This window comes from Shewanella sp. 38A_GOM-205m, assembly GCF_000518445.1.
Lineage (GTDB): Bacteria > Pseudomonadota > Gammaproteobacteria > Enterobacterales > Shewanellaceae > Shewanella > Shewanella algae.
In genome coordinates this window covers 1-23,653 of the sequence record NZ_KI912439.1, presented here as the reverse complement: position 1 = coordinate 23,653, position 23,653 = coordinate 1, and the positions used below count along the sequence as shown (strand labels likewise).

Annotated in this window: 18 protein-coding genes and 1 pseudogene; 5 read left to right on the top strand and 14 right to left on the bottom strand. The window is 52.8% G+C overall.

Going from position 1 to position 23,653, the window contains the following annotated elements:
- Positions 1-229 precede the first annotated feature (229 nt).
- On the top strand, positions 230-2,788 hold the full coding sequence (mutS, locus tag N512_RS0120530; RefSeq protein WP_371874331.1) for a DNA mismatch repair protein MutS: 2,559 nt from the start codon (positions 230-232) through the stop codon (positions 2,786-2,788).
- Between the two features lie 94 nt (positions 2,789-2,882).
- On the opposite strand, the gene rpoS is transcribed toward mutS, so the two are convergent.
- From rpoS to rlmD, 13 genes are all read right to left on the bottom strand, one after another.
- Positions 2,883-3,839 carry an RNA polymerase sigma factor RpoS gene (gene rpoS / locus N512_RS0120525; RefSeq protein ID WP_025889143.1) on the bottom strand — a complete coding sequence of 319 codons (957 nt, stop codon included), beginning with the start codon at positions 3,837-3,839 and terminating at the stop codon, positions 2,883-2,885.
- A 78-nt stretch (positions 3,840-3,917) separates the two neighbouring features.
- Positions 3,918-4,829 (bottom strand): peptidoglycan DD-metalloendopeptidase family protein, encoded by a 912-nt coding sequence (locus tag N512_RS0120520; protein ID WP_051472908.1) that lies wholly within the window; start codon positions 4,827-4,829, stop codon positions 3,918-3,920.
- Positions 4,830-4,883: 54 nt separating this feature from the next.
- Positions 4,884-5,519, bottom strand: a complete 636-nt coding sequence (locus N512_RS0120515; protein ID WP_028781519.1) for a protein-L-isoaspartate(D-aspartate) O-methyltransferase — start codon at positions 5,517-5,519, stop codon at positions 4,884-4,886.
- The gene (gene surE, locus N512_RS0120510) at positions 5,516-6,262 is read right to left on the bottom strand and encodes a 5'/3'-nucleotidase SurE (RefSeq protein ID WP_025889140.1); all 747 of its coding nucleotides are present in this window, start codon (positions 6,260-6,262) and stop codon (positions 5,516-5,518) included. The genes N512_RS0120515 and surE overlap by 4 nt, the downstream gene beginning before the upstream one ends.
- Entirely contained in the window at positions 6,259-7,323 is a 1,065-nt protein-coding gene (gene truD / locus N512_RS0120505; protein WP_025889137.1) for a tRNA pseudouridine(13) synthase TruD, read from the bottom strand. Before truD ends, surE begins: the two co-directional genes overlap by 4 nt.
- Before the next feature lie 34 nt (positions 7,324-7,357).
- The gene (ispF, locus tag N512_RS0120500) at positions 7,358-7,837 is read right to left on the bottom strand and encodes a 2-C-methyl-D-erythritol 2,4-cyclodiphosphate synthase (RefSeq protein ID WP_028781518.1); all 480 of its coding nucleotides are present in this window, start codon (positions 7,835-7,837) and stop codon (positions 7,358-7,360) included.
- A gap of 15 nt (positions 7,838-7,852) precedes the next feature.
- Positions 7,853-8,605, bottom strand: a complete 753-nt coding sequence (ispD, locus tag N512_RS0120495; RefSeq protein ID WP_051472898.1) for a 2-C-methyl-D-erythritol 4-phosphate cytidylyltransferase — start codon at positions 8,603-8,605, stop codon at positions 7,853-7,855.
- A gap of 28 nt (positions 8,606-8,633) precedes the next feature.
- Positions 8,634-8,936 (bottom strand): cell division protein FtsB, encoded by a 303-nt coding sequence (ftsB, locus tag N512_RS0120490; RefSeq protein WP_025011658.1) that lies wholly within the window; start codon positions 8,934-8,936, stop codon positions 8,634-8,636.
- 99 nt (positions 8,937-9,035) lie between these two features.
- Positions 9,036-10,331 carry a phosphopyruvate hydratase gene (eno, locus tag N512_RS0120485; RefSeq protein WP_025889133.1) on the bottom strand — a complete coding sequence of 432 codons (1,296 nt, stop codon included), beginning with the start codon at positions 10,329-10,331 and terminating at the stop codon, positions 9,036-9,038.
- 148 nt (positions 10,332-10,479) lie between these two features.
- A complete protein-coding gene (locus N512_RS0120480; RefSeq protein WP_028781516.1) occupies positions 10,480-12,117 on the bottom strand; it encodes a CTP synthase in 1,638 nt (545 codons plus the stop codon).
- Between the two features lie 157 nt (positions 12,118-12,274).
- On the bottom strand, positions 12,275-13,084 hold the full coding sequence (gene mazG, locus N512_RS0120475; RefSeq protein WP_263858779.1) for a nucleoside triphosphate pyrophosphohydrolase: 810 nt from the start codon (positions 13,082-13,084) through the stop codon (positions 12,275-12,277).
- Positions 13,085-13,207: 123 nt separating this feature from the next.
- The gene (gene relA / locus N512_RS0120470) at positions 13,208-15,418 is read right to left on the bottom strand and encodes a GTP diphosphokinase (RefSeq protein WP_025889132.1); all 2,211 of its coding nucleotides are present in this window, start codon (positions 15,416-15,418) and stop codon (positions 13,208-13,210) included.
- Between the two features lie 126 nt (positions 15,419-15,544).
- Complete coding sequence (rlmD, locus tag N512_RS0120465; protein WP_028781514.1) at positions 15,545-16,882, bottom strand: 23S rRNA (uracil(1939)-C(5))-methyltransferase RlmD; 1,338 nt, start codon at positions 16,880-16,882, stop codon at positions 15,545-15,547.
- A 99-nt stretch (positions 16,883-16,981) separates the two neighbouring features.
- Here rlmD and barA point away from each other — a divergent pair, with 99 nt between their 5' ends.
- The 4 genes from barA to nhaA all read left to right on the top strand — a co-directional run bounded on the left by barA (position 16,982) and on the right by nhaA (position 22,830).
- Complete coding sequence (gene barA, locus N512_RS0120460) at positions 16,982-19,765, top strand: two-component sensor histidine kinase BarA (protein WP_028781513.1); 2,784 nt, start codon at positions 16,982-16,984, stop codon at positions 19,763-19,765.
- The gene (locus tag N512_RS0120455; protein ID WP_028781512.1) at positions 19,755-20,354 is read left to right on the top strand and encodes a YjaG family protein; all 600 of its coding nucleotides are present in this window, start codon (positions 19,755-19,757) and stop codon (positions 20,352-20,354) included. Before barA ends, N512_RS0120455 begins: the two co-directional genes overlap by 11 nt.
- A gap of 1 nt (position 20,355) precedes the next feature.
- Complete coding sequence (locus N512_RS24475) at positions 20,356-20,730, top strand: DUF3319 domain-containing protein (RefSeq protein ID WP_156029295.1); 375 nt, start codon at positions 20,356-20,358, stop codon at positions 20,728-20,730.
- Between the two features lie 750 nt (positions 20,731-21,480).
- Positions 21,481-22,830 (top strand): Na+/H+ antiporter NhaA, encoded by a 1,350-nt coding sequence (gene nhaA, locus N512_RS0120445; RefSeq protein ID WP_028781511.1) that lies wholly within the window; start codon positions 21,481-21,483, stop codon positions 22,828-22,830.
- A gap of 184 nt (positions 22,831-23,014) precedes the next feature.
- On the opposite strand, the pseudogene N512_RS0120440 reads toward nhaA, so the two are convergent.
- Positions 23,015-23,653 (bottom strand): annotated as a pseudogene (locus tag N512_RS0120440) (alpha-amylase family glycosyl hydrolase); the annotation flags it as partial.

Below are 23,653 nucleotides of genomic sequence, written 5' to 3'. Positions count from 1 at the left end.
GCCACCTAGTATACTGTACAATCATACAGTATCAAGTACTGGTGATAATTTATTTAAAGGCCGCTTGCGGATCAATCACTTGTGACCGAAAGCATAAAATTTACCCGCCCACGACTGGTTCAGTGATGAATAACTGATACTATTGGCGCCATTGTCGAAAGGGCAACCGCTCTTGGAAAAACAGTCAAGGAAACATCTGAAAGCTCCCATGAATGCAGTGATCACGCCTATGGATAACCCGGATTTGGAAAAACACACCCCGATGATGCGCCAGTATCTGTCGATGAAGGCGCAGCATGCCGAAATGCTGCTGTTTTATCGCATGGGGGACTTTTACGAGCTGTTTTACGATGATGCCAAAAAGGCCTCCGAGCTCTTGGGTATTTCACTGACGGCCAGGGGCAAGAGTGGCGGCGATCCTATTCCTATGGCGGGTATTCCCTATCATGCGGTGGAAGGTTATCTCGCCAAGCTGGTGCAGCTCGGTGAGTCGGTTGCCATCTGTGAGCAGATTGGTGACCCGGCCACGTCCAAAGGGCCGGTCGAGCGCAAAGTCGTGCGCATAGTGACTCCCGGAACCCTCACCGATGAAGCGCTGCTGCAAGAACGTCAGGATAACCTACTGGCCGCCGTCTACGAAGGCAAGAACGGCTTTGGTTACGCCACCTTGGATGTGGCCTCCGGCCGTTTTGTGATTGCCGAGCTGGCCACCCTTGAATCATTGGAGGCCGAGCTGCAACGCACCAAACCTGCCGAGCTGCTCTACAGCGAAGACTTTTCCCAACAAAGCCTGATTGCCGGCATCAAGGGCAAACGCCGTCGTCCCGAGTGGGAGTTTGACTTGGATACCAGCATGCGATTGTTGCTGGATCAGTTTGGCACCAAAGATCTGCGTGGTTTTGGCATAACAGACGCCAGGCTGTCACTGCAGGCCGCCGGCTGCCTGATGCAGTATGTGAAAGATACCCAGCGCACCGCCCTGCCCCATATCAATGCCATTACCCGCTTTAACCAGAGCGACAGCATAGTGTTGGATGCCGCCACCCGGCGGAATCTGGAACTGACAGTGAACCTTGCCGGTGGCCGGGACAATACTTTGGCTTCGGTGCTGGATGCAACCGCGACCCCCATGGGCAGCAGGATGTTGCAGCGCTGGATCCATCAGCCACTCAGAGATCATCAACAGATAGGCCTGCGGCAAACCGCTGTGGCGGAGTTGATTGCCAGCGGTCTGTTCGAGCCGTTGCATGATGACCTCAAGGCACTCGGTGATGTGGAGCGGATCATGGCGCGCCTGGCTCTGAGAAGCGCCCGCCCGAGAGACTTTGCCCGTCTGCGGCAAGCGCTGGCACTGTTGCCGCAACTGCAGCAACTATTGGCAAACACGCAAAGCCCCGAGCTTGGCCGTTTGAAACGCCAGCTCAGTGAATTCCCTGAAGAACTCGCTCTGCTGGAGCGGGCCATTGTCGACAACCCACCGGTACTCATTCGTGATGGCGGCGTGATCCGCGATGGTTATCATGCCGAACTGGATGAATGGCGCCGCCTCAGTGAAGGCGCCAGTGACTATCTGCAACAGTTGGAAGTCAGGGAAAAAGAGCAAACGGGAATAGCCACCCTGAAAGTCGGTTTCAACCGGGTACACGGCTACTATATCGAAGTTTCCCGCGGCCAGTCGGCACTGGTGCCTCTGAGCTACCAGAGACGCCAGACATTGAAAAACACCGAGCGCTATATCATCCCCGAGCTGAAAGAGTATGAAGAGAAAGTACTCTCCAGTCAGGGCAAGGCGCTGGCACTGGAAAAACAGCTTTGGGACGAGCTGTTCGATCTCCTGCTACCCAAGCTCAGCGAGTTGCAGGCCTTTGCCATGGCGGCGGCCGAGTTGGATGTACTGAGCAACTTTGCCGAGCGGGCCGACAGCCTCAACTACAACCAACCTGAGTTGAGCGATAAGCCGGGCATACATATTGAAGCCGGGCGTCACCCAGTAGTTGAGCGAGTCAGCCAGGCTCCCTTTATCGCCAACCCGGTAACTCTTAGCCCTGAGCGTAAAATGTTGGTGGTCACAGGCCCCAATATGGGCGGTAAGTCCACTTACATGCGTCAGGTGGCACTGATCACCCTGATGGCGCATATCGGCAGCTTTGTGCCGGCAGATAAGGCGATTCTGGGGCCTGTTGACAGGATCTTCACCCGTATCGGCGCCTCGGACGATCTGGCCTCGGGCCGCTCCACCTTTATGGTGGAAATGACAGAAACGGCCAATATTCTCCACAATGCGACCGCAGAGAGTCTGGTGCTGATGGATGAGATTGGCCGCGGCACCTCCACCTATGACGGCTTGTCACTTGCCTGGTCGGCGGCAGAGTATCTGGCTCAGCGACTCGGCGCCATGACACTGTTTGCCACCCATTACTTCGAGCTGACTCAGTTGGCAGAATTGATGCCCCAAGTTGCCAATGTACATCTGGATGCCATGGAGCATGGCGACAGCATAGTCTTTATGCACGCAGTGCAGGAGGGGGCCGCCAGCAAGAGCTATGGTTTGCAGGTTGCTTCACTGGCCGGTGTTCCGGCCTCAGTGATCAAGGCCGCAAAATTGAAACTGCAACAACTTGAAAGTCGCGATCACGGTCAAGACTCCAATGTCCCGGCGCAGGCCACACTGCAACTGGAAACGCCGCCATCTGAGCTTGAACTTCTGCTTGGCAGGCTGAACCCGGATGAACTCAGCCCAAGAGAGGCGCTGGACCTAATCTATAAACTCAAGGCGTTGGCAAACTAAGTCCGCTACTCCAGCTATCGCTGTGGCTTGTAAATACAAGAAAGAAGGGGCGCAATGCGTCCCTTCTTTTTATTACAAAGGATGGTAAGTTGCTTTAGGCCTTGAACAGGGCCTCTACCGACAACCCCTGAGAGGAGAGTATGTCGCGCAGGCGTTTCAATGCCTCCACCTGAATTTGCCGCACTCTTTCACGGGTCAGGCCAATTTCCGAGCCCACATCTTCCAGAGTAGAAGGTTCATATCCCAGTAGGCCAAAGCGTCTGGCAAGCACTTCTCTTTGCTTGGTATTGAGCTCATTGAGCCACTTAACCACTGAATTGGAAATGTCTTCTTCCTGCACCTGGGCATCCGGCGTCATCTCATCATCATCCGCCAACACATCGAGTAGAGCCTTGTCGTTGTCACCGCCTATCGGGGTGTCGACCGAGGTGATCCTCTCATTCAGCTTCAGCATCTTGCTGACATCACTGCTCGGCAGTTCCAGCTTTTCGGCTATCTCTTCGGCTGTGGGTTCGTGATCCAGCTTATGAGCCAACTCCCGGGCTGTACGCAGATACACATTGAGCTCTTTCACCACATGAATAGGCAGACGTATGGTGCGGGTCTGATTCATTATGGCTCGCTCTATGGTCTGGCGGATCCACCAGGTGGCATAAGTGGAGAAACGGAATCCGCGCTCGGGGTCAAACTTCTCTACGGCACGGATCAGACCAAGATTGCCTTCTTCAATCAGATCCAAGAGTGCCAAGCCGCGGTTGTTGTAACGGCGGGCTATTTTAACCACGAGGCGTAAATTACTTTCGATCATGCGGTTGCGTGATTTTTCACAACCTTTGAGGGCCTTGCGCGAGAAAAAGACTTCTTCTTCTGCACTCAGCAAGGGGGAAAATCCGATTTCACTCAGATAAAGTTGGGTCGCGTCTAAGTTCTTTTGCAGGTCATCCTGAACCATTTCGGCCAGAGCTTCTTCCTTCTTCGACGCCACTTCCGTGTCGTTTACGGATAAATCTACAAGCTCTTCCACGGGTGCGCTAGCATTTTTGCGGCTCATAATATTCTCTCCCAAACCTTAACAAACTAATTTACATCGCTTTTTATCCTCCATATGCCAACTTTGGCTCCCAAACAATCAGCGTTTGGGTAAATAATTAAGTGGATTAACAGACTGACCATGGTAGCGGATCTCAAAGTGCAGCATGACCTGGTTGGTGCCTGTACTTCCCATCTTCGCAACAGTTTGCCCGGCGGACACATGCTGCTTTTCCTTGACCAAGATCTTATCGGCGTGGGCGTAAGCACTGAGATAGTCATCACTATGCTTGATAATGACGAGGTTTCCATAACCCCGCAAAGCATTACCCGCATAGACTACCCGACCATCAGCAGTGGCTTTAATAATATCGCCTCGGTTGCCGGCTATCTTGATTCCTTTGTTTCCCTGCTCTTTGGCAGAGAAGGCGCCAATCACCCGACCATTGACTGGCCATATCCAGCGACTGACTTTGTCCGGCAGAGTCGAACTCGGCTTGTGGACAACATGGTTAACATTCTGTTTACCATTGGATACAGGGTAAGCAGACTTTGGTTTGGGATCAAGTGTTTTTTTCGGCTTATTTTGCTTGGCTTGAGCGACGGCCTGCTTCTGCTTAACCGTCTGTTTTTTATAGATCTTATCTTTTGGTTTTTGAGGTTTGGATTTGGAGTTTTTACTCGAATTCGGCTTCGAATTCGATTTAACATTTTTTTTACTATCGAGAATAAGCACTTGGCCAGGGTAGATGGTATAAGACTTATCTAGCTGATTTAACTTGGCTATTTGTGCATAGTCTTTACCGGCCCCCCAAGCGATGGAGTAGAGGGTATCACCCTTTTTCACCTTATAGGTGTCAGACCGAATAGAGCCTCTTTCAATCGCCGGCCGTTTTACGCCATAAATGGATTCGACCGGAGCCGGCCTGTGAGCCTGAAAACTGCATCCAGAAACCAGAGTGACCAATAGCACTGAGCCAAGGCGACAAAGAAATGACGCCTTTTTATGCAGAAACTGGCTGGAATGCAATGGGCTCAAGAATACTCCTGCATGCTTTAATGACTATCAGGCCAAACCGCCACTGATTAAAGGAACAAATTTTACCGCTTCGACCACTTGGGAAATAAACTGTCCCTTCTCCCGGCGGATCTTCAGCAACTGTTGGCTCTCATCACCAACGGGGATCACCAGTACGCCCCCTTCTGCCAACTGTTCCAGCAAGGCTGTGGGAATGTCAGAGGCCGCCGCTGTCACCATGATGGCATCGAAGGGCGCCCTGTTGGGCCAACCTTGCCAGCCATCACCGTATTTGAAGGCCACATTATGCAGATCCAAGCGTTTGAGGCGTTGGCGAGCCTGAATTTGCAGGCTTTTGATCCGCTCAACCGTGCAAAGCTCTGGTACCAACTGCGCCAGCACTGCTGCCTGATATCCTGAGCCGGTACCTATTTCAAGCACCTTGGCAGGATTATGCTCCAACAATAACTCCGTCATTCTCGCCACAATATAAGGCTGGGATATTGTCTGGCCCGAGCCTATGGGTAGAGCGGTGTTTTCATAAGCCTTGTGCGCCAAGGCACCATCAAGAAACAACTCTCTGGGGGTTTTGGCCACCACCTGCAACAGACCCGGGTGACGGATCCCTGCTTCCTGCAGTTTTCTGGTTAAGTTCAGTGCCGATGTGGAGGCTACCCGGGTCATAGTTTTTCTATCCAGTGTTGCAATTGTGAAAGCTGCCGATAGGCGGTTAAATCTACAGTTAATGGAGTGATGGATACATATCCCTGAGACACGGCATAAAAGTCTGTGTCTTCACCCACATCCAGTTCAATCCCGGGTGGCCCCAACCAAAATACCTCGCGGCCGTGAGGATCTCTGGCTCTGACCATACCCTCAGCCTTATGGCGGGCGCCGAGCCGAGTAACCCGTATCCCCTTGATTTCATCGAGAGGCAGATCCGGCACATTGATATTGAGGATCTGATCCGAGGCAATAGGATGCTTCTTAAGCCCCATGATGATCTTCACCGCATAGGCCGCCGCAGTGTCATAATGCGTAAGCTCACGGCCCACCAGGGATACGGCCACTGCCGGCAACCCCAGAAAACGCCCTTCCATCGCCGCCGCCACTGTGCCTGAGTAGAGGGTATCGTCTCCCATATTGGCACCGGCATTGATACCCGAGACCACCATGTCGGGTTCGCCTTCATAGAGTTCGCGAATCGCCAGATGAACGCAATCGGTTGGCGTGCCATTTACCGAGATGTAGCCATTGTCTAACTTATTAATCCTTAAGGGATTCGTCAAGGTTAAAGAGTTACTGGCACCGGAACAGTTGCGATCCGGCGCCACAGTGAGCACTTCGGCAACGGCTGACAAGGCTTCCGATAGGGCGCGGATCCCAGGAGCCGTTACCCCATCATCGTTGCTGACCAAGATTTTCATGCAGGGTTTCCTTCCTGAGCCGCCTGGCGCTCACGCCACAGACGTTCGGTCACATCATCATAGTCGAGCAGTTCCCGCAGCACAGAGGTTGCAAAGCTGCCCGCAGGAAGGCTGAACTCCAGCTCCAGTGTGTCCGGCTCGATAAACTGGTACTTCATCCCTTCGGGGCGCAGCAACAGTGGTCGCCTTTCCTGCTCGAGCCCAGCTTTTTCCAGGCCTTCACAATCGGCGCTGTATTCGGCCAGTACCTGAGCCTCAAAGGCCAAGGCATCGGCACTGCTGAGTGGCTGCCCCCTACCCCACATGGGCGCCGACAGCAAAATATCTTTCTCTGCCAGCCTTTGTTGCAATACCTCATCCCAGCGCTCGGCAACAAAGAAACTGCGGCTGCCGGCCAGCATGACACAATCACCGTCGAGACACTCAAGCCCATGGGTCGCCAGGCGCTGAGAGACCAGTTGATTGAACAATAATGAGCGCAGCGCCGACAGGTAGATGGAGCGCTTGTTTCTGTCTTTCACCTTGCGCCCCTGCAACATCTGCCGCGCCATTTCTATGTTGCGACCGTTGTGGCCAAAGCGCTGTTCACCGAAATAGTTGGGTACGCCCCCCTCGGCAATCGACTCCAGCCGCTGCAATACATCTTCCGGCTGAGTTATCTGGCGCAGAACCAGCTTGAAACGGTTACCGGAAAGCGCACCAATGCGCAGCTTCTTGTTATGACGCGCCGCACTCAATACCGTGATGGACTCACTGTTGAGACTCAGCCAATCCGGTGTTTCCTTGCCCGGAATTCGTACGCCGAACCACTGCTCTGTGATGGCATTCTTATCCTTCTGGCCGGCAAAGGTCACCTCTTTGGGATGAACCTTGGCCAATTTGGCCAGCATCTCGGCCACCTGAACCGTATTCAGGCCATCTTTACGGATATGCAGCAGATGGTGTTCACCCTCGCCCGAGGGCAGAAAAGGCAGTATTTCCTGCACCTGAAAGTCGCTGTTGCTGGTGCGCATATCGCCTTTGGAGAGCGGCTTGCCATAGAGAAAGTGTAATGAATTCATCTTATTTGAATCTTTTCCTGTAAATGAGTCGGTATTACATACCGAACATCAGCACCACGGCTTCTACCGCAATGCCTTCACTGCGACCGGTAAAGCCGAGTTTTTCTGTCGTGGTTGCCTTGACGTTGATGGAATCGAGATCTGTGTGCAGATCTTCGGCCAACATCTGTCGAATGGCTTCAATATGCGGCGCCATCTTGGGCGCCTGGGCAATAATGGTCACATCAAGGTTGCCGAGACGAAAGCCTTTGTCCAGTGCCAGGCGGTAACAATGACGCAGCAGCACCCGGCTGTCGGCTCCCTTGAATTCGGCATCTGTATCGGGAAAGTGTTTACCTATGTCACCAAGTGCCATGGCGCCGAGTATCGCATCTGAAATCGCGTGCAATACCACATCACCATCCGAGTGCGCCAACAGGCCTGTGTGGTGCGGCACTTCCACCCCACCTAGGACCAAGGGCGGCTCACCACCGAATTTATGTACATCAAAACCGTGTCCAATACGTATATTCATTGCTTGTTCCTGTATTCAGTTGCCCCGCTGATGCGCCAGATAAAGCGCTGCCAGCGGCAAGTCGTCCGGATGGGTTACCTTGATATTGTCACTGCGGCCGCTGATAAGTGCCGGGTGTACTCCGCGCCACTCCATCGCCGAGGCTTCATCTGTCACCAGCACACCGGCGGCCAGCGCCGCTTTCAGCGCCTCGGTCAAAGTAAGCAGTGGAAACAGCTGCGGCGTTAGCGCATGCCAGAGTGCTTCTCTGGCAACCGTTTCACTGATGCAGCCATCAACGCCGCTGCGTTTCATGGTGTCGCGCACCGGCGCAGCCAGTATCGCCCCTTGTGGATATTGTTTTCGTGAAGCAAGCAGCTTATCAATATCGCCATGGGTCAGGCAGGGTCTGGCGGCATCATGCACCAGGGCCCAGGTATTGGCAGGCAATGGCTTGTCGGCTACCAGGCTCTCAAGCGCCGCAAGCACAGAATCGGCCCGCTCTTTACCGCCGGTGACTGTCTCCAACTTGGGATGACTGGCCACCGCCAGTTTGCCAAAAAAGCTATCTTCCGGGTTCAGCGCCACTATCACCCTTGAGATGCCATTGTGACTCAGCAACCCCTTGAGGGTTTGCTCCAAAATGCAGGAGCCGGCAAGTGGCAAATACTGCTTGGGACAGTCGGCGCCCATGCGGCTGCCTATTCCCGCTGCCGGTACTATGGCAATCACTGGTTCATCACTGGGGCCCCCGGCCGCTATGGTTCGGGAGGAAATCGATTCGCTCATGGATATCCGTTATGTTGAAATTGGGCCGCTACTGACTGGCCAAAGACATGGAACGCTGCTCACCACCAACAACCCGATAAAAGGTTTCACCCTTCTTGATTAACCCCAGCTCATTGCGGGCACGCTCTTCCAGGGCTTCGGTACCGCTGCGCAGATCGCGGATCTCCTCTTTCAGTACCTGGTTACGTTCTTCGAGCCTGGCATTGCTGTCATTTTGAGCCGCTATCTGCTGCTCAAGATGGAAGTACTCTGGCAGACTGTTTTCTCCCAGCCAAAGACGATATTGCAGTAGCCCCAGCAACAAGGCGATGACAAAAAGCAGTCGTTTCATGGTGATAAATTCAGCTCATGCCCTAAAAAATACGATTAGTGTTGATAGTACAACAAAAAAGGCCACCAAGTGGCGGCCTTTTGTAGCTGGGGGCGAAAATTACGCCTGACCTTTGATCTCACTCAGGCCGTGGTAGGCTGCCTTGGCGCCCAGTTGCTCTTCAATACGCAGCAGCTGGTTGTACTTGGCAACACGGTCAGAGCGGCACAGAGAGCCGGTCTTGATCTGGCCGGCTGCAGTACCTACTGCCAAGTCGGCAATGGTCGCATCTTCAGTTTCACCTGAGCGGTGAGAGATAACGGCGGTGTAACCGGCTTCCTTGGCCATGCGGATAGCGGCCAGAGTCTCGGTCAGAGAACCTATCTGGTTGAACTTGATCAGAATCGAGTTGGCAACGCCCTGCTCGATACCGCGAGACAGGATCTTGGTGTTGGTCACGAACAGGTCATCACCCACCAGCTGGATCTTGTCGCCGAGGATCTTGGTCTGGTAAGCCCAGCCGTCCCAATCAGACTCATCCAGGCCATCTTCGATAGAAACGATAGGATACTGCTCGGTCAGCGACTTGAGGAAGTCAGAGAAACCGTTGGAATCGAATACCTTGCCTTCACCAGCCAGGTCATACTTACCGTCTTTGTAGAACTCGGAAGCCGCACAATCCAGCGCCAGAGTCACATCTGTACCCAGTTTGTAGCCAGCAGCTTCAACGGCTTCTTTGATAACAGCCAGAGCATCGGCGTTGGATGACAGGTTAGGCGCAAAACCGCCTTCGTCGCCCACGGCAGTGTTCAGGCCCTTGGACTTGAGCACCTTCTTCAGGTTGTGGAAGATTTCAGCGCCCATACGCAGGGCCTCACGGAAACTCTTGGCACCGACTGGCTGTACCATGAATTCCTGAATGTCGACGTTGTTGTCGGCATGCTCACCACCGTTCAAGATGTTCATCATAGGAACCGGCATGCTGTACTGGCCAGGAGTCCCGTTCAGTTCGGCGATGTGAGCGTAAAGTGGCATACCTTTGAAGGCAGCAGCGGCCTTGGCAGCGGCCAAAGACACAGCCAGAATGGCGTTGGCGCCCAGCTTGTCTTTGTTTTCGGTGCCGTCCAGCGCGATCATGATGCCATCCAGCTCGGCTTGAGCCGTGGCATCTTTACCCAGCAGGGCTTCACGGATAGGACCGTTGACATTGTCAACAGCCTTGAGCACGCCTTTACCCAGATAGCGGGCCTTGTCGCCATCGCGCAGTTCCAGCGCTTCACGGCTACCGGTAGAAGCGCCTGATGGGGCTGCTGCCATGCCGATGAAACCACCTTCCAGATGCACTTCAGCTTCTACAGTGGGGTTACCGCGAGAATCCATGATTTCGCGTCCAATGACGTTAATGATCTTAGCCATAATGTCCTCGATTAAAGTTAAAGAAAAAACCCATACCCATCTGAGCGTTCAGCGTCTCTCACATGGGTATTGGACTTTCACTTCACACTTCCCGGCTCGGCCGGGGATGAAAAAGCCGGAGCTGCCATAACAGTCCGGCTCTTCTAGTTTAACCCAGATTACGCTTTTGGTAAGTACTGGCGGCGGCGACAAAACCTTCAAACAGAGGGTGACCGTCGCGAGGTGTGGAGGTGAATTCCGGATGGAACTGACCGGCAACAAACCAAGGGTGACCTGGTATCTCGATCATCTCTACCAGCTTGCGATCCGAAGACAAGCCACTGAATACCAGGCCGGCTTTTTCCAGACGCTCACGGAAGGCGTTGTTCACTTCGTAACGATGGCGGTGACGCTCGATACAGGTGTTGCTCTTATAAGCCGCAGCGGCCTTGGTGCCTTCAATCAGATGGCACAGCTGAGCGCCAAGACGCATGGTACCGCCAAGATCTGAGGCCTCGTCACGCTGCTCCAGATTGCCTTCTTCATCGATCCATTCGGTGATCAGGCCCACAACAGGGAAAGGGGTTTCCTTATTGAACTCGGTAGAGTGGGCACCTTCCATGCCGGCGACATGACGGGCGAATTCAATCAGGGCAACCTGCATACCCAAACAGATACCAAAGTATGGCAGTTCGTTTTCACGGGCATATTGAGCGGCAAGGATCTTACCTTCAACACCCCGCTCACCAAAGCCGCCGGGAACCAGAATGCCATCCAGACCTTCCAGCACTTCAACGCCTTTGACTTCAACAGTCTGGGAGTCGATATATTTGATGTTCACCGAAACCCGGTTTTTGAGGCCGGCATGTTTCAGTGCTTCGTTGACTGACTTGTAGGCATCCGGCAGTTCGATGTACTTGCCGACCATACCTATGGTCACTTCATTGTTTGGATTGGCTTCCTGATAAACCACGTTTTCCCATTCGGACAGGTCGGCTTCAGGGCAGCTCAGGCCAAAGCGCTTGACTACCAGCTCATCCAGACCTTGTGAGCGCAGCAGCGCCGGGATCTTGTAGATGGAATCCACGTCTTTGAGGGAGATAACCGCCCGCTCTTCAACATTACAGAACAGGGAAATTTTGGCTCTCTCTGTGGCTGGAATAGCGCGGTCACCACGGCAAACCAGAATATCCGGCGCAATACCGATAGAACGCAGCTCTTTAACTGAATGCTGAGTCGGCTTGGTTTTCACTTCCTGAGCCGGGCCGATAAAAGGCACCAGAGTCAGATGCATAAACAGGCTGCGATCGCGGCCCAGTTCAACACCCAACTGACGGATAGACTCGAGGAAAGGCAGAGATTCGATATCACCCACAGTACCACCGATTTCAACGATGGCGACATCATGGCCTTCACCGCCTTCGAGGACTTTTTCCTTGATGGCATTGGTGATGTGCGGAATAACCTGAATAGTGGCACCCAGGTAGTCACCACGACGCTCCTTGCGCAGCACTTCCTCGTAGATACGACCTGTAGTGAAGTTGTTGCGGCGGTTCATCTTGGTACGGATGAAACGCTCATAGTGGCCCAAGTCCAGATCTGTCTCTGCGCCGTCCTCAGTGACAAATACTTCCCCGTGTTGGGTTGGGCTCATGGTTCCCGGATCAACGTTGATGTAAGGATCCAGCTTCATGATGGTTACATTCAGGCCTCTGGCCTCTAAAATTGCCGCGAGCGATGCTGCTGCAATGCCTTTACCTAGTGATGAAACAACGCCACCAGTAACGAAGATATACCTTGTAGTCATGCTGAACCTGAGAAAAAAGAATGATAAATAGGTGCTCGAATGAAAGCACCAGGACGGGGCGACAGTATATCAAAGCCCCTGCCATTTACCAAACAGGAATGACGATAATTTTTACGCGCTGATCTCATTAGCGCAATTTTAATCCAGGCTTCGCCTTCTATTGGATTTCACCGCGCTCTTCACGCTTGACCTGATCCCAATAAGCATCCAGTGCCTGCAGATCATGTTCTTCAAACGGCTTGCCGCTGGCATTGGCTTTTTGCTCAACAGCACGAAAACGCCGCTCAAACTTGTTGTTGGCCCCTCTGAGGGCCTGCTCGGGATCCACCCCCAAGTGGCGCGCCAGATTCACCGCAGCAAACAGCAAGTCGCCCACTTCATCCTCAACCCTGGCCTTATCCGGCGTGGCTTGACGCGCTTCGTGCAACACTTCTTCAATCTCTTCCTGTACCTTGTCGACCACAGGCTCAAGCTCGGGCCAATCAAAGCCTACCCGGGCGACCCGTTTTTGGATCTTACCCGCCCGCGCCAACGCCGGCAGCGCCTTGGGAATATCGTCCAGCACTGAGTGCAGCTCGCGCCCGGCACGCTCGGCCGCCTTGATACGCTCCCAGTTGTTCTTGGCATCCGGCGCCGAGTCAAAACTCAAGTCGGTATCGGCGGCAAACACATGGGGATGACGATTGATAAGCTTATTACATATCCGCTCAAGCACAGTGGCGAAATCAAACCAGCCCTTTTCCTTGCCAAGCTGACAATAGAACACTACCTGAAACAGCAGATCGCCAAGCTCAGAAGGTAGCTCCTGCCAGTCGCGGCTCTCTATGGCGTCGGCCACTTCATAGGCTTCTTCCAGGGTGTAGGGCACTATGGAGTCAAAATCCTGCGCCCTGTCCCAGGGGCAACCCAGCTCAGGGTCCCTGAGCTTTGCCATAATCTCAAGCAATGCATTGATATCTGCCGCCACCGCCGCTACTCCTTTGTTGCTAATACGCTTACCAATCCAACGACTCTTTGATAAGTCTTAAAAAAACAGCAGGACGCAACCTATGCGTCCTGTTTTTCGTGTCACTCGAATACCAATCCGGCCTCAGAGCCTACGGGCTTCTATTACCCCGTCTATCTGGGTCAGCTTGGAGATAACCCGGGATAAACCGTCGAGGTTATAAAGCTCCATCTCAAGTTCAATGGCCGCAGTCTGGTTCTTGAGATCCGATGAGGAACTCATCGCCAGCACATTGGACTTTTCCGCCGCCAGCACAGAGGTGAGATCCCGCAGCAAACCGGTTCTGTCATTGGCCACCACTCGAATACGGATTTTGTAGCCGCCGGAGTAGTTTTCGCCCCAGACCACATCCACTACCCGCTCGGGATGGGCACGCATCAGTTCCTTAACCTGCTCACAATCGGCTCTGTGCACCGAAATACCGCGTCCCTTGGTAATAAAACCGAAAATTTCATCACCGGGCACCGGCTGACAGCAGCGCGCCAGATGGCTCATCAGATTACCGACACCATTGACCTCTATCTGGCCGCGATTGGCGCCTATGGGTTTCTGCTGACCTTTCTTGACCAGCTCTTCCACCGCTTCTTCGTCGGAAGGCTCCTGAGTCCTGAGTCGGCTCTGTACATGATTGACCACTTGGTTGAGGCGCACATCGCCGCCACCTATGGCCGCCAACAGGTCATCCATGTTGGTCATGTTGAAGCGCTCAATTGCGCTGCCGACATCCTTGAGTGTCAGCCCCACCCGCGCCAGTTCGGCTTCCAGCATCTCGCGTCCGGCCACCAGGTTCTTGTCCCTGTCCTGCTGCTTGAACCAGTGTTGGATCTTGCTGCGGGCTCTGGAGGTCTTGATATAACCCAGGTTGGGGTTGAGCCAATCCCGCTTCGGATTGGGATGCTTGGAGGTGATGATCTCGATGCGCTCACCGGTTTCCACCTGATAAGTAAACGGCACTATGCGGCCATCGACCTTGGCGCCAATACACTTGTGGCCCACCTGGGAGTGGATATAGTAGGCAAAGTCCAACACGGTCGAGCCAGCTGGCAAGTCCACCACTTCACCGGACGGGGTAAACACATAGACCCTGTCTTCGAAGACCTGGGCCCGGATCTCCTCCACCAGGTTGCCGCTCTCGACCACATCTTCCTGCCACTGCAAAATCTTGCGCAGCCAGTTGATCTTCTCTTCGTAGCCACTCTGTTTGCCTGAGTGATTGCCCTCTTTATATTTCCAGTGAGCCGCCACCCCGAGCTCGGCATCTTCATGCATCTGCTGGGTACGAATTTGGATTTCGACTGTTTTGCCCTCCGGTCCCACCACCACAGTGTGAATCGACTGGTAGCCGTTGGGTTTGGGGTTGGCAATATAGTCGTCAAACTCTCTGGGAATATGGTGCCAAAGGGTATGCACTACACCGAGCGCACCGTAGCAGTCCTGCAGCCGGTCGGTGACGATTCGCACCGCACGCACATCAAACAGCTCGTCAAATTTAAGCTGCTTGCCGCGCATCTTGCGCCAGATGGAGTAGATATGTTTGGGGCGACCATAGACCTTGGCACGAATGTCTTCTTCATCCAGCCGCGTTTGCAACTGATTGACAAAGTTGTCGATAAAGACTTCACGGTCCAGGCGCTTGCCATCCAGCTGCTTGGCAATCTCTTTATAGGTCTCGGGATGCAGATAACGAAACGAGATATCCTCCAGCTCCCACTTGAGCTGACCTATGCCCAAACGGTTGGCCAGCGGCGCGTAGATGTCGGCAATTTCCCGGGCCAGCAATACCCGGGTTTCTTCATCGTCGTTTTTCACGGCCCTAAGCAGGCATACCCGCTCGGCCAGTTTGATCACCACGGCGCGTACATCTTCCACCATGGCCAGCAACATCTTGCGGATATTGTCGATTTGCGGTTCGCTGCTGCGGCTGTCATTGCCAACCTTGAGCGCACCTATGGCGTCCATGGTCTTGACGCTGTTGACCAAGGTAGCCAACTCAGGACCAAAGTCTTCGGTGAGCTTGGCTTCATCGACTATGCCCACCTCGAAAAACACAAATAAGATGGCGGCCTGCAGGGTTTCGATATCCATGTTGAGCGGCGCGAGGATCTCTATCATCTCCCGCGCCTTGGCCTGCAGCTCGGCTTTGGGACGCTTGCACTTACCCATAGGCAGTGCTTCCACCTTGGCTATCAGCTCCAACAAACGCCCGGCATCGGCGGAGTCGGCCACATAACGATTAACCCACTCATCCAGATTGAAATCAGGATCCTTAAAGTGTGCTTCGCGAACAGATACCATCTCACCTTCCTTTAGTGTCCGATTAACAGACTCAACAAGACTCCCTATCTTGAGCATACCCGATGGGATGTCAAACCCCCGTGAGTACCTTTATTGATAAAATTGACTCGATAGACAATAAAAGCATCAATTCCGCACAAACAAGGCCATGGCTTCGGTGTGATGGGTCTGGGGGAACATGTCCAACACACTGAGGCGCTCCAGCCGATAGCCTTGCTCGAGCAACAAGACGCTGTCCCGCGCCAGGCTCGCCGGATTGCAGGAGACATACACCACCCGCTCGGGTGCGATGTTTTTCAGATAGGAAAGCGTCTCATAGGCACCGGCCCGGGCGGGATCCAGCAGCAGTTTATCCACCTTGCCAAGCCAGGGCTCGGCCGAGAGGTCGGCGCTGAGATCGGCGCAAAAGAACTGCAACCCTTCAAGCCCGGCCTGTTTGGCATTTTGTCTGGCCTGCTCAACCATGGCAGGCACGCCCTCGACACCTGTGACCCTGGCGCCGGTGGCCGCCAGTGGCAAGCTGAAGTTACCCATGCCGCAGAAGAGGTCCAGTATGTGCTCGCCGGCCTTGGGTTGCAGCCAATCTATGGCCTTGGCCACCATGGCGCGGTTTACTTCACCATTGACCTGAATAAAATTCCCCGGATTAAACTTAAGCATCAGCTCATCGCCATCGGCGCCGGACAAGCGGTAGCTTGGCTGATTGCCCGTAAGGTAATCACACTCACCCTGATTGTCCTGCAGCACCAACTGCAATCCTTGCTGCCCGGCAAAAGCCTTGAGCTTTTCCTTGTCTTTATTCACCAGTGGCCGGGTAATTCTCAGCACCACAAAACGACCGGCTTCGGTTTCAATCAGTTCCACATGACCAAGCTGAGCCACGCCCTGCAAGTGAGCAAGTTGCGCTGCCAACGGCTTTATCAGTTCCGACAACGAAGCCGCCAATACAGGACATTCGCCAATGGCAACTACCTTGCTGCTGGACTTGGCCCTGAACCCCAGGGTGAATTCGCGACTTTGTTTGTCATACCAGGTCGCCAGTCTGGCCTTGCGTCTATAATGCCAAGGGGCGGAAGCCAGCTCGCCTATCTCCGGCAGCTCGGATAGGCCCGAGAGCTTGGCAAACAGCTCGGCCAGGGCCCGGCGCTTGTGCTGCCGCTGACTCAAATCTGACAAGTGTTGCAGATCGCAGCCGCCGCAAAGCGCATAATGGGGGCATTGGGGTTCAACCCGCTCCGGCGATGTTTGGGTGATGCGGATGAGTTTGCCCCTGGCATAGTTCTTTTTTTGTTCGGTGAGTTGCACCTCGGCGCTCTCACCGGGTAACAAGCCGGGAATAAACACCACTTTGCCCTGATATTGACCGATCCCGGCACCCTGATGATCCAATCCGGAAGCCGTGAGTGACATTTTTGCGGAGACTTTCTTGGATCTGTTTGGTTTTTCTCTAAAAAATTGTGCCATCTAGGCCCCTGAAACAATAAAAAACTGGCAAAGACGCCGGGATATCTGGCAGTCTATCTATAGCCGTAAAACAAACTATCTGGAATACCTATACCGCCCATGAACAGTGCGAATAACATGACCAAGTACAGCCTCAGATCCTGGGTGCTGGTATTGGCCCTGGCTCCAACCATTTTGGTCGGTATTCTTCTGGGCAGTTACTTTACCATAAATCGCTTTTATGAGCTTGAAGATACGCTCATAGAACAGGGCAGCAATATCATAGAGCCGCTGGCCATCGCCAGTGAGGTAGGCCTGGCCGCCAATAACCGCGAGGCCACCAAACGCCTGCTCGCCGCGGCTCAGCTCAACAAGTCGACCTTGGTGAAATCCATCGCCATCTTCGATGCCGACAATCAACTGTTTGTCACCTCCCACTATCACAAAGACTTTGAGATTATGCGCTACAAGGGTGCCATCTCGGATCTGGCCCGCACCGAGTACGATCAGGTAGGCGACAGTCTGGTGCTGAGAGCGCCTATTTTCGCCGCCGGCAGTCTGCTGGCGGTAGACGATGCTCCCGGCTTCAATGAGAAACCTCTGGGTTATATCTCTTTGCTGCTCAACAAGGAAAAGGCGCTGCTGGAACAGCACAGAGCCGCGGTGGCGGCTTTTATCATAGTGCTTATCGGGGTGCAGCTGAATCTGCTGTTCACCTTCCGTCTGGTAAAGAATGTGACTCAGCCAATCACAGACATGGTGCGAGTGGTGGCCAAAATCCGCGAGGGCAAGCTGGATACCCGGCTGGAGGGCAATCTCATCGGTGAGCTGGATCTGCTCAAACGGGGGATTAACGCCATGGCGGGCTCCTTGTCGGAATACCATGACGAGATGCAGCAGAATATCGATCAGGCGACCTCGGATCTCAGGGAAACCCTGGAGCAGATTGAAATTCAGAACGTTGAACTGGACTTGGCCAAGAAACGGGCGCTGGAAGCCAGCAGAATAAAATCTGAATTTTTGGCCAACATGTCCCATGAACTGAGAACGCCGCTCAATGGCGTGATAGGTTTTGCCCGTCAACTATTGAAAACGCCGCTGCACGCCAGCCAGATGGAATATATTCGCACCATTGAACGCAGTGCCACCAACCTGCTGAGTATCATTAACGACATCCTCGACTTCTCCAAGTTGGAAGCCGGCAAAATGGTGCTGGAAACCATGCCGTTTGCCCTCAGGGAAACCCTGGATGACACCATGATGCTGCTGGCCGGTTCTGCCCACGAGAAGGGGCTGGAACTTGTGGTGGATGTAGCCCCGGAAGTGCCGGATGCCGTCAGCGGCGATGCCATGCGGGTGGGTCAGATTATCACCAATCTGGTGGGCAATGCCATCAAGTTTACCGATCAGGGCAGCGTGCTGTTGAAGGTGGATATCAGCAACATCAAGGAAGACAAGTTGCTGCTGCACTGTGAGGTGTCAGATACAGGTATTGGCATTGAAGAAAGCCAGCAGGAGTTGCTGTTCCAGGCGTTCGGCCAGGCCGATTCATCTATCTCACGCCGCTTCGGCGGTACCGGCCTTGGGCTGGTGATCACCAAACGCCTCATTAACCAGATGGGCGGCCAGATAGGCTTTAGCTCCCGGGTGGGTAAAGGCTCCACCTTCTGGTTTACCCTGCCACTGATGACCAGCCAGTTCCCAATAGGTGAGCCGCTGCCACTGGAGCAGCTCAGAGGCAAGACGGTATTGCTGTTTGAACCCAGGCCCTTGACCCGCTCTGTGCTCAACCGCCGCTTGCAACAATGGCAGATGCAGGTCAACAGTGTTCACACTGTGCCGCAATTGGAAGCCGAACTTGCTCAAGACAAGGCGCATTTCCACTATGTGCTGCTCGGCTGTCACGGTTTCGATGGCCCGACTCAGTTGCAGTCGGTGCTCAAGAGTGCCAGACAAGTGACTGAGGCCCTTATTGCGCTGTTCGACTGCCATGATCAAGAGGCACTGGAGCGCTATATTCGCCCTGTGGTAGACCTTGTTCTGAGCATTCCTGCCAGCGAATACCTGATGGCACGCAACATGATTTATCTGCCACAGGAATCTGAACTCAAGCCCGCCCTGCCCAAGCTGGTTGAGCCGCAGCAGCGCCACAAACTCAATGTGCTGGCGGTGGATGACAACCCGGCCAACCTCAAGCTGATTGACACCCTGCTCGATGAATTGGTCACTGGGGTGACCACCGCCAGTAATGGCGAGCAAGCGGTGAACCTGGCCAAACAGCGCAGCTTTGATTTGATTTTTATGGATATCCAGATGCCGGGAACCGATGGCATTACCGCCACCCGGCTTATTCGTCAGGACTCGTTGAACCGCAATACCCCCATCATTGCGGTAACCGCCCACGCCATCAATGAGGAGCGCGAGCGGATCCTCAATAGCGGCATGGATGGCTACCTGCCCAAGCCTATAGATGAAGCTGCACTGAAAGGAGTGATCAGCCGCTGGATTACCCGGCCCAAGTTTACCCATTTTGACCAGCACACCCTCAACTGGGAGCTGTGTCTGACCCAGGCCAATCAGAAACAGGATCTGGCGCTAGATATGCTCAGAATGCTAATTGATTCCATGCCGGACACCACCAGCAACATCCAGGAATCGCTGGAGCAGGATGACGCCGCCAAAATGCAGGCTTGTGTCCACAAACTGCACGGTGCCTGTTGCTACTGCGGCGTACCGACATTGCAAAAACTCTGTCAAACCGTGGAAGGCGGTCTCAAGCAAGGCAGCAGCATTGCCGAGCTGGAGCCGGAAATACTGGAGTTACTTGATGAGTTAACTAAGGTAGAATCTGCGGCAAAACAAGTGATATCCCAACTTTCGATGGATTTAACCGATGACAACTAAACCGGGCTTCTTTAAACGCCTAAAGGCGCTGGAACTGCCACAAAAGAAACTCTTTGCCGTGGCGCTGTGCCAGCGTATGTACCCCAACTACCAACTGTTTTCCGAGGTGTGTGAATTCGGCGATCCCCAGGTATTGGATACGGTACTCAACCTGTTGTGGCAGTCTTTATATGACCGCAAACTCAAGCTGAACCTTGAGCTGCAGATGGCAAAACTGGAAGAAAACACCCCGGAGCCGACCCAATTCGACGCCTATGGAGTCTACCCGGCGATGGATGCCGCTGTGGCACTCAGTTCACTGCTGGGCGCACTGGAAAGCAAGGTGGAAGACGACATCACCAATATCTCCAAGCTGTCATCCGGTACCGTGGCCCACTATATCGAAGCCATAGCCGATCCCGAATTGGATGGTGAAGCATTGGACGAGTTTGTATTCAACCACGAAGTGATGCAAGAAGAGCGCGAATTGCAGGGATCCTTGCTGGAAATAATCGAGGAAAACCCGCAAATAACGGCGGAGTTTGTCAAAGCACTGCGCAAGGAAATCGTTATGAGCGGCGTATCCAACATAGGGATCAGCGCTCAATAAGATGCGTAAGCTTGTTTATCGTGGCTATATCCTCAGTAATACCGACGGCCTCACAGACAGCTGGACCCTGACCATAGGCCAGACCAGCCGTACCGGCTCTTTATTTGAGCTGAGAAGGCAGATCAATTTCTTTGAAGAGTTGGGGATATTGCCACAGCCGAAAATTGCTGACGCAACAGACACCGAAACAGTCGCCAATAAACCACTGCAGACCCGGAGCCAAAAGGCTCAAACGGCTTCCCGCAAAGCGACTGATGGAAAAGCCACTGAAGGAAAAAACAAAGAGAGGAAGGCGGGAAAAGGCGGCGCTGGGGGAAAAAGCGCCAGTAAAGGCTCACAGCAAAAAAACACTTCAACCAAAGGCCGTAAGTCATAGCAAAGACGGGGAAAATCGTCCGTCACGCCATTATCCTAACCAAGCGACGCCCAAGAGACACAGCCGCAGTACTTCTTTCTGCATAAAGGCCACACAGATGTAGCCTTTTGATTTATCAAATTCAGGCTTAACAGCCCAGTCCTAGGCTTAACTGCTCTGCCCTAGGACTTGAACTTTCAGGAATTAAGTGTACAGACCCCGCTGCAGCTGAGTCGCCACCGCGTCTGAAAACAACATTACGCCACATAGGGCTCACCCATCCAGAAGATATTGACTGTCTATTACATAATGGTGAACGATGAAAGGGAGCAATGGTGGGTCGATGATGGGCAATTGCGTTACTCACCATCACGATATGGTGCCATTTAATGCATTCCCCTGGCCGAATTGGTACAAACCATGGAGTAAGTAGCTAACTAACTGATCCTAATTGTGCTACACCTTGCCAAACCCATGTGATTTAAGGTTTCACGGACATGTGTTCTTGAAGCTCTACACACCCAGTTTTGCCTTCTAGCTGCATAAAGCTACCACTAGGAAGCTATATCGGTGAAGAGATCTACCTAATTGGAACAGCTTGTTACATGTGACCCAACAACTATTGCCACGTTCCAAAATCAGACTCTGTACAATTTATAGCCAACCTATGCGAGAGATGTTAGCCTGCTACAAGCAGGGCATCAGTATCAGGCAACAATTCTCATCAAACTCGATGAGTCGGCCCAGCGATTGGAAGCTTAAAAATTAATTATGATTACAACTAAACAAGCAAGCCCTGAAACCATCCGACTACCCAATGAGTTTCTTGATCGAATCAAAAATCCTCTAGCTCGCTTCATGCGAATCGAGTCAGCCGCTGGAGCCATTCTCCTATTATGTACCGTAATAGCACTTGCCCTCTCCAACTCACCGTTGGCCCATGTATTCGAGAACTTATGGGAGATTGATATAAGTTTTCAGGTTGGAACATTTGAGTTTGCTCGCTCACTTCGAGAGTGGATTAATGACGCCCTGATGACAATATTTTTCTTTCTCGTAGCATTGGAACTCAAGAGAGAGTTAGTTTTGGGGGAGTTGAATAAACCTCGTATGGCGGCTTTATCTATAGCCGCGGCCTTGGGGGGAATGGTAGTCCCTGCAGTGATATATCTGATAATGCAATCTGGGCAATCTGGCGCTCATGGCTGGGGAACCGTCATGGCAACAGACACAGCTTTTGTGATTGGTTGTTTAGCATTACTTGGAACACGCATACCTCAGAGCCTTCGGGTATTTATGTTGTCCTTAGCCATTGTCGATGACATTGGAGCCATTCTAGTTGTGGCAATTGGCTATAGCAGTGATTTGGTATGGTGGCCATTGTTGGTTGCAGCAATAGGTATAGTGATTCTGCGCATAATGGCGATACTGGGTTTCCGAGGATTTCCACTATACACGTTGATGGGTGTATTGCTTTGGATCTCAGTTGATGCTTCAGGCATTCATCCTACCATCGTCGGGGTTGTGCTTGGACTAATGACTCCAGCAAGACGATGGGTCAGTGATGAACGATTATATGCAATTCTGGGACAGGTAGTGGCACATTCAGCGAGTAGCGAAAGCAATGCGGATACAAAAGATAGACATACTCTACAAATGGCTGAAACTGCTGCACGTGAAACTCTATCTCCAGTTGAACGTTTGGTCATTGCGCTACATCCTTGGGTTGGGTTTATCATCATGCCATTGTTCGCACTGGCAAATGCAGGGATGACACTCAGCTTGGGTAGTTTTAGTAGCTCGGTAGCAATGGCGGTATTCTTCGGGTTCGTTATAGGTAAGCCCAGTGGAGTCATCTTGTTCAGTTGGTTGGCGGTACGAATGCGAATAGCCACTATTCCGCAAGAACTAAATTGGCGTTTATTGGCAAGTGGTAGCTTTTTGGCTGGTATTGGATTCACCATGGCATTGTTTATTGCGAGTATGGCATTCGATGAAAGCCTAATAGAAGGTGCAAAACTGGGCATTTTTATGGCGTCACTTTTTTCAGCGGTTATAGGGCTGTTACTTTTAATATCATTACCTGTGCGTAAACCTCCTCAAGTATCATTACCACAGTAAAGAATCCGCCTTCTCAGGAGGTGGCTTTGGTTAATTCCGTTGAGACGCCAACCTTAACAGACGTTATTGTTGCAGCGTCAAGCTCATTCAACTCCAGTAACTACCCGAATACAAAAACTGCGGTTGCCAGGCATGCCAACGGCAGGCTTAAGCCTGTTGCTGCAAAATCACCAATGGTTTAAGGTTAATGGGGATGTATTGCTTGGCTTTGTTGCTTACCCCGGCACCACTTACCGCCATATTTGGCCTTCATGGCACACATTGCACTCCATCGGCCACTCATGCCACTGTACTGACGGCGAAACTCTTTGGCGGAAGTTATCCAGGCATCGTCGCTGATACCAAGCTCAAGCAGTAGTTTGGGCCTGGTAGAGGCAATAAAGCCACGCTTGTCTTCCCGCACCGCCCGACCTGTCCAATCAATCAGCTCCAGATAATCGGCAAAGTGAAACGGAATGCCGCTTTGTTCGGCGGCAATTGTCGCACCGTCAAATTGCAGCAGAGGCTTAATTGAAGCGTTGGCAGTTGCTGGTTCAGCAACTTCTTCTATGCGCTCCTGAATGGATGTGTAATCAGAAGTTTGCAGCGAATCTGCAATACCGGCGCGAATGGGATTTAAATCCACATACATCATGCAGGCCAGCAGCGCCTGTTCATCGAGCAACGCCTGCGACTTAAAGCGTCCTTCCCAGAATACGCCCTTGCAACCATCTTCTCGATTGGCCTTGCGGGCGATATCTTCGTTTAAACAGCGCATAAACCAACTGATACTGCCAAGGCGTTCCTGCCAATCGCTAATCAGCGTATCCAACAGTATTCGCTC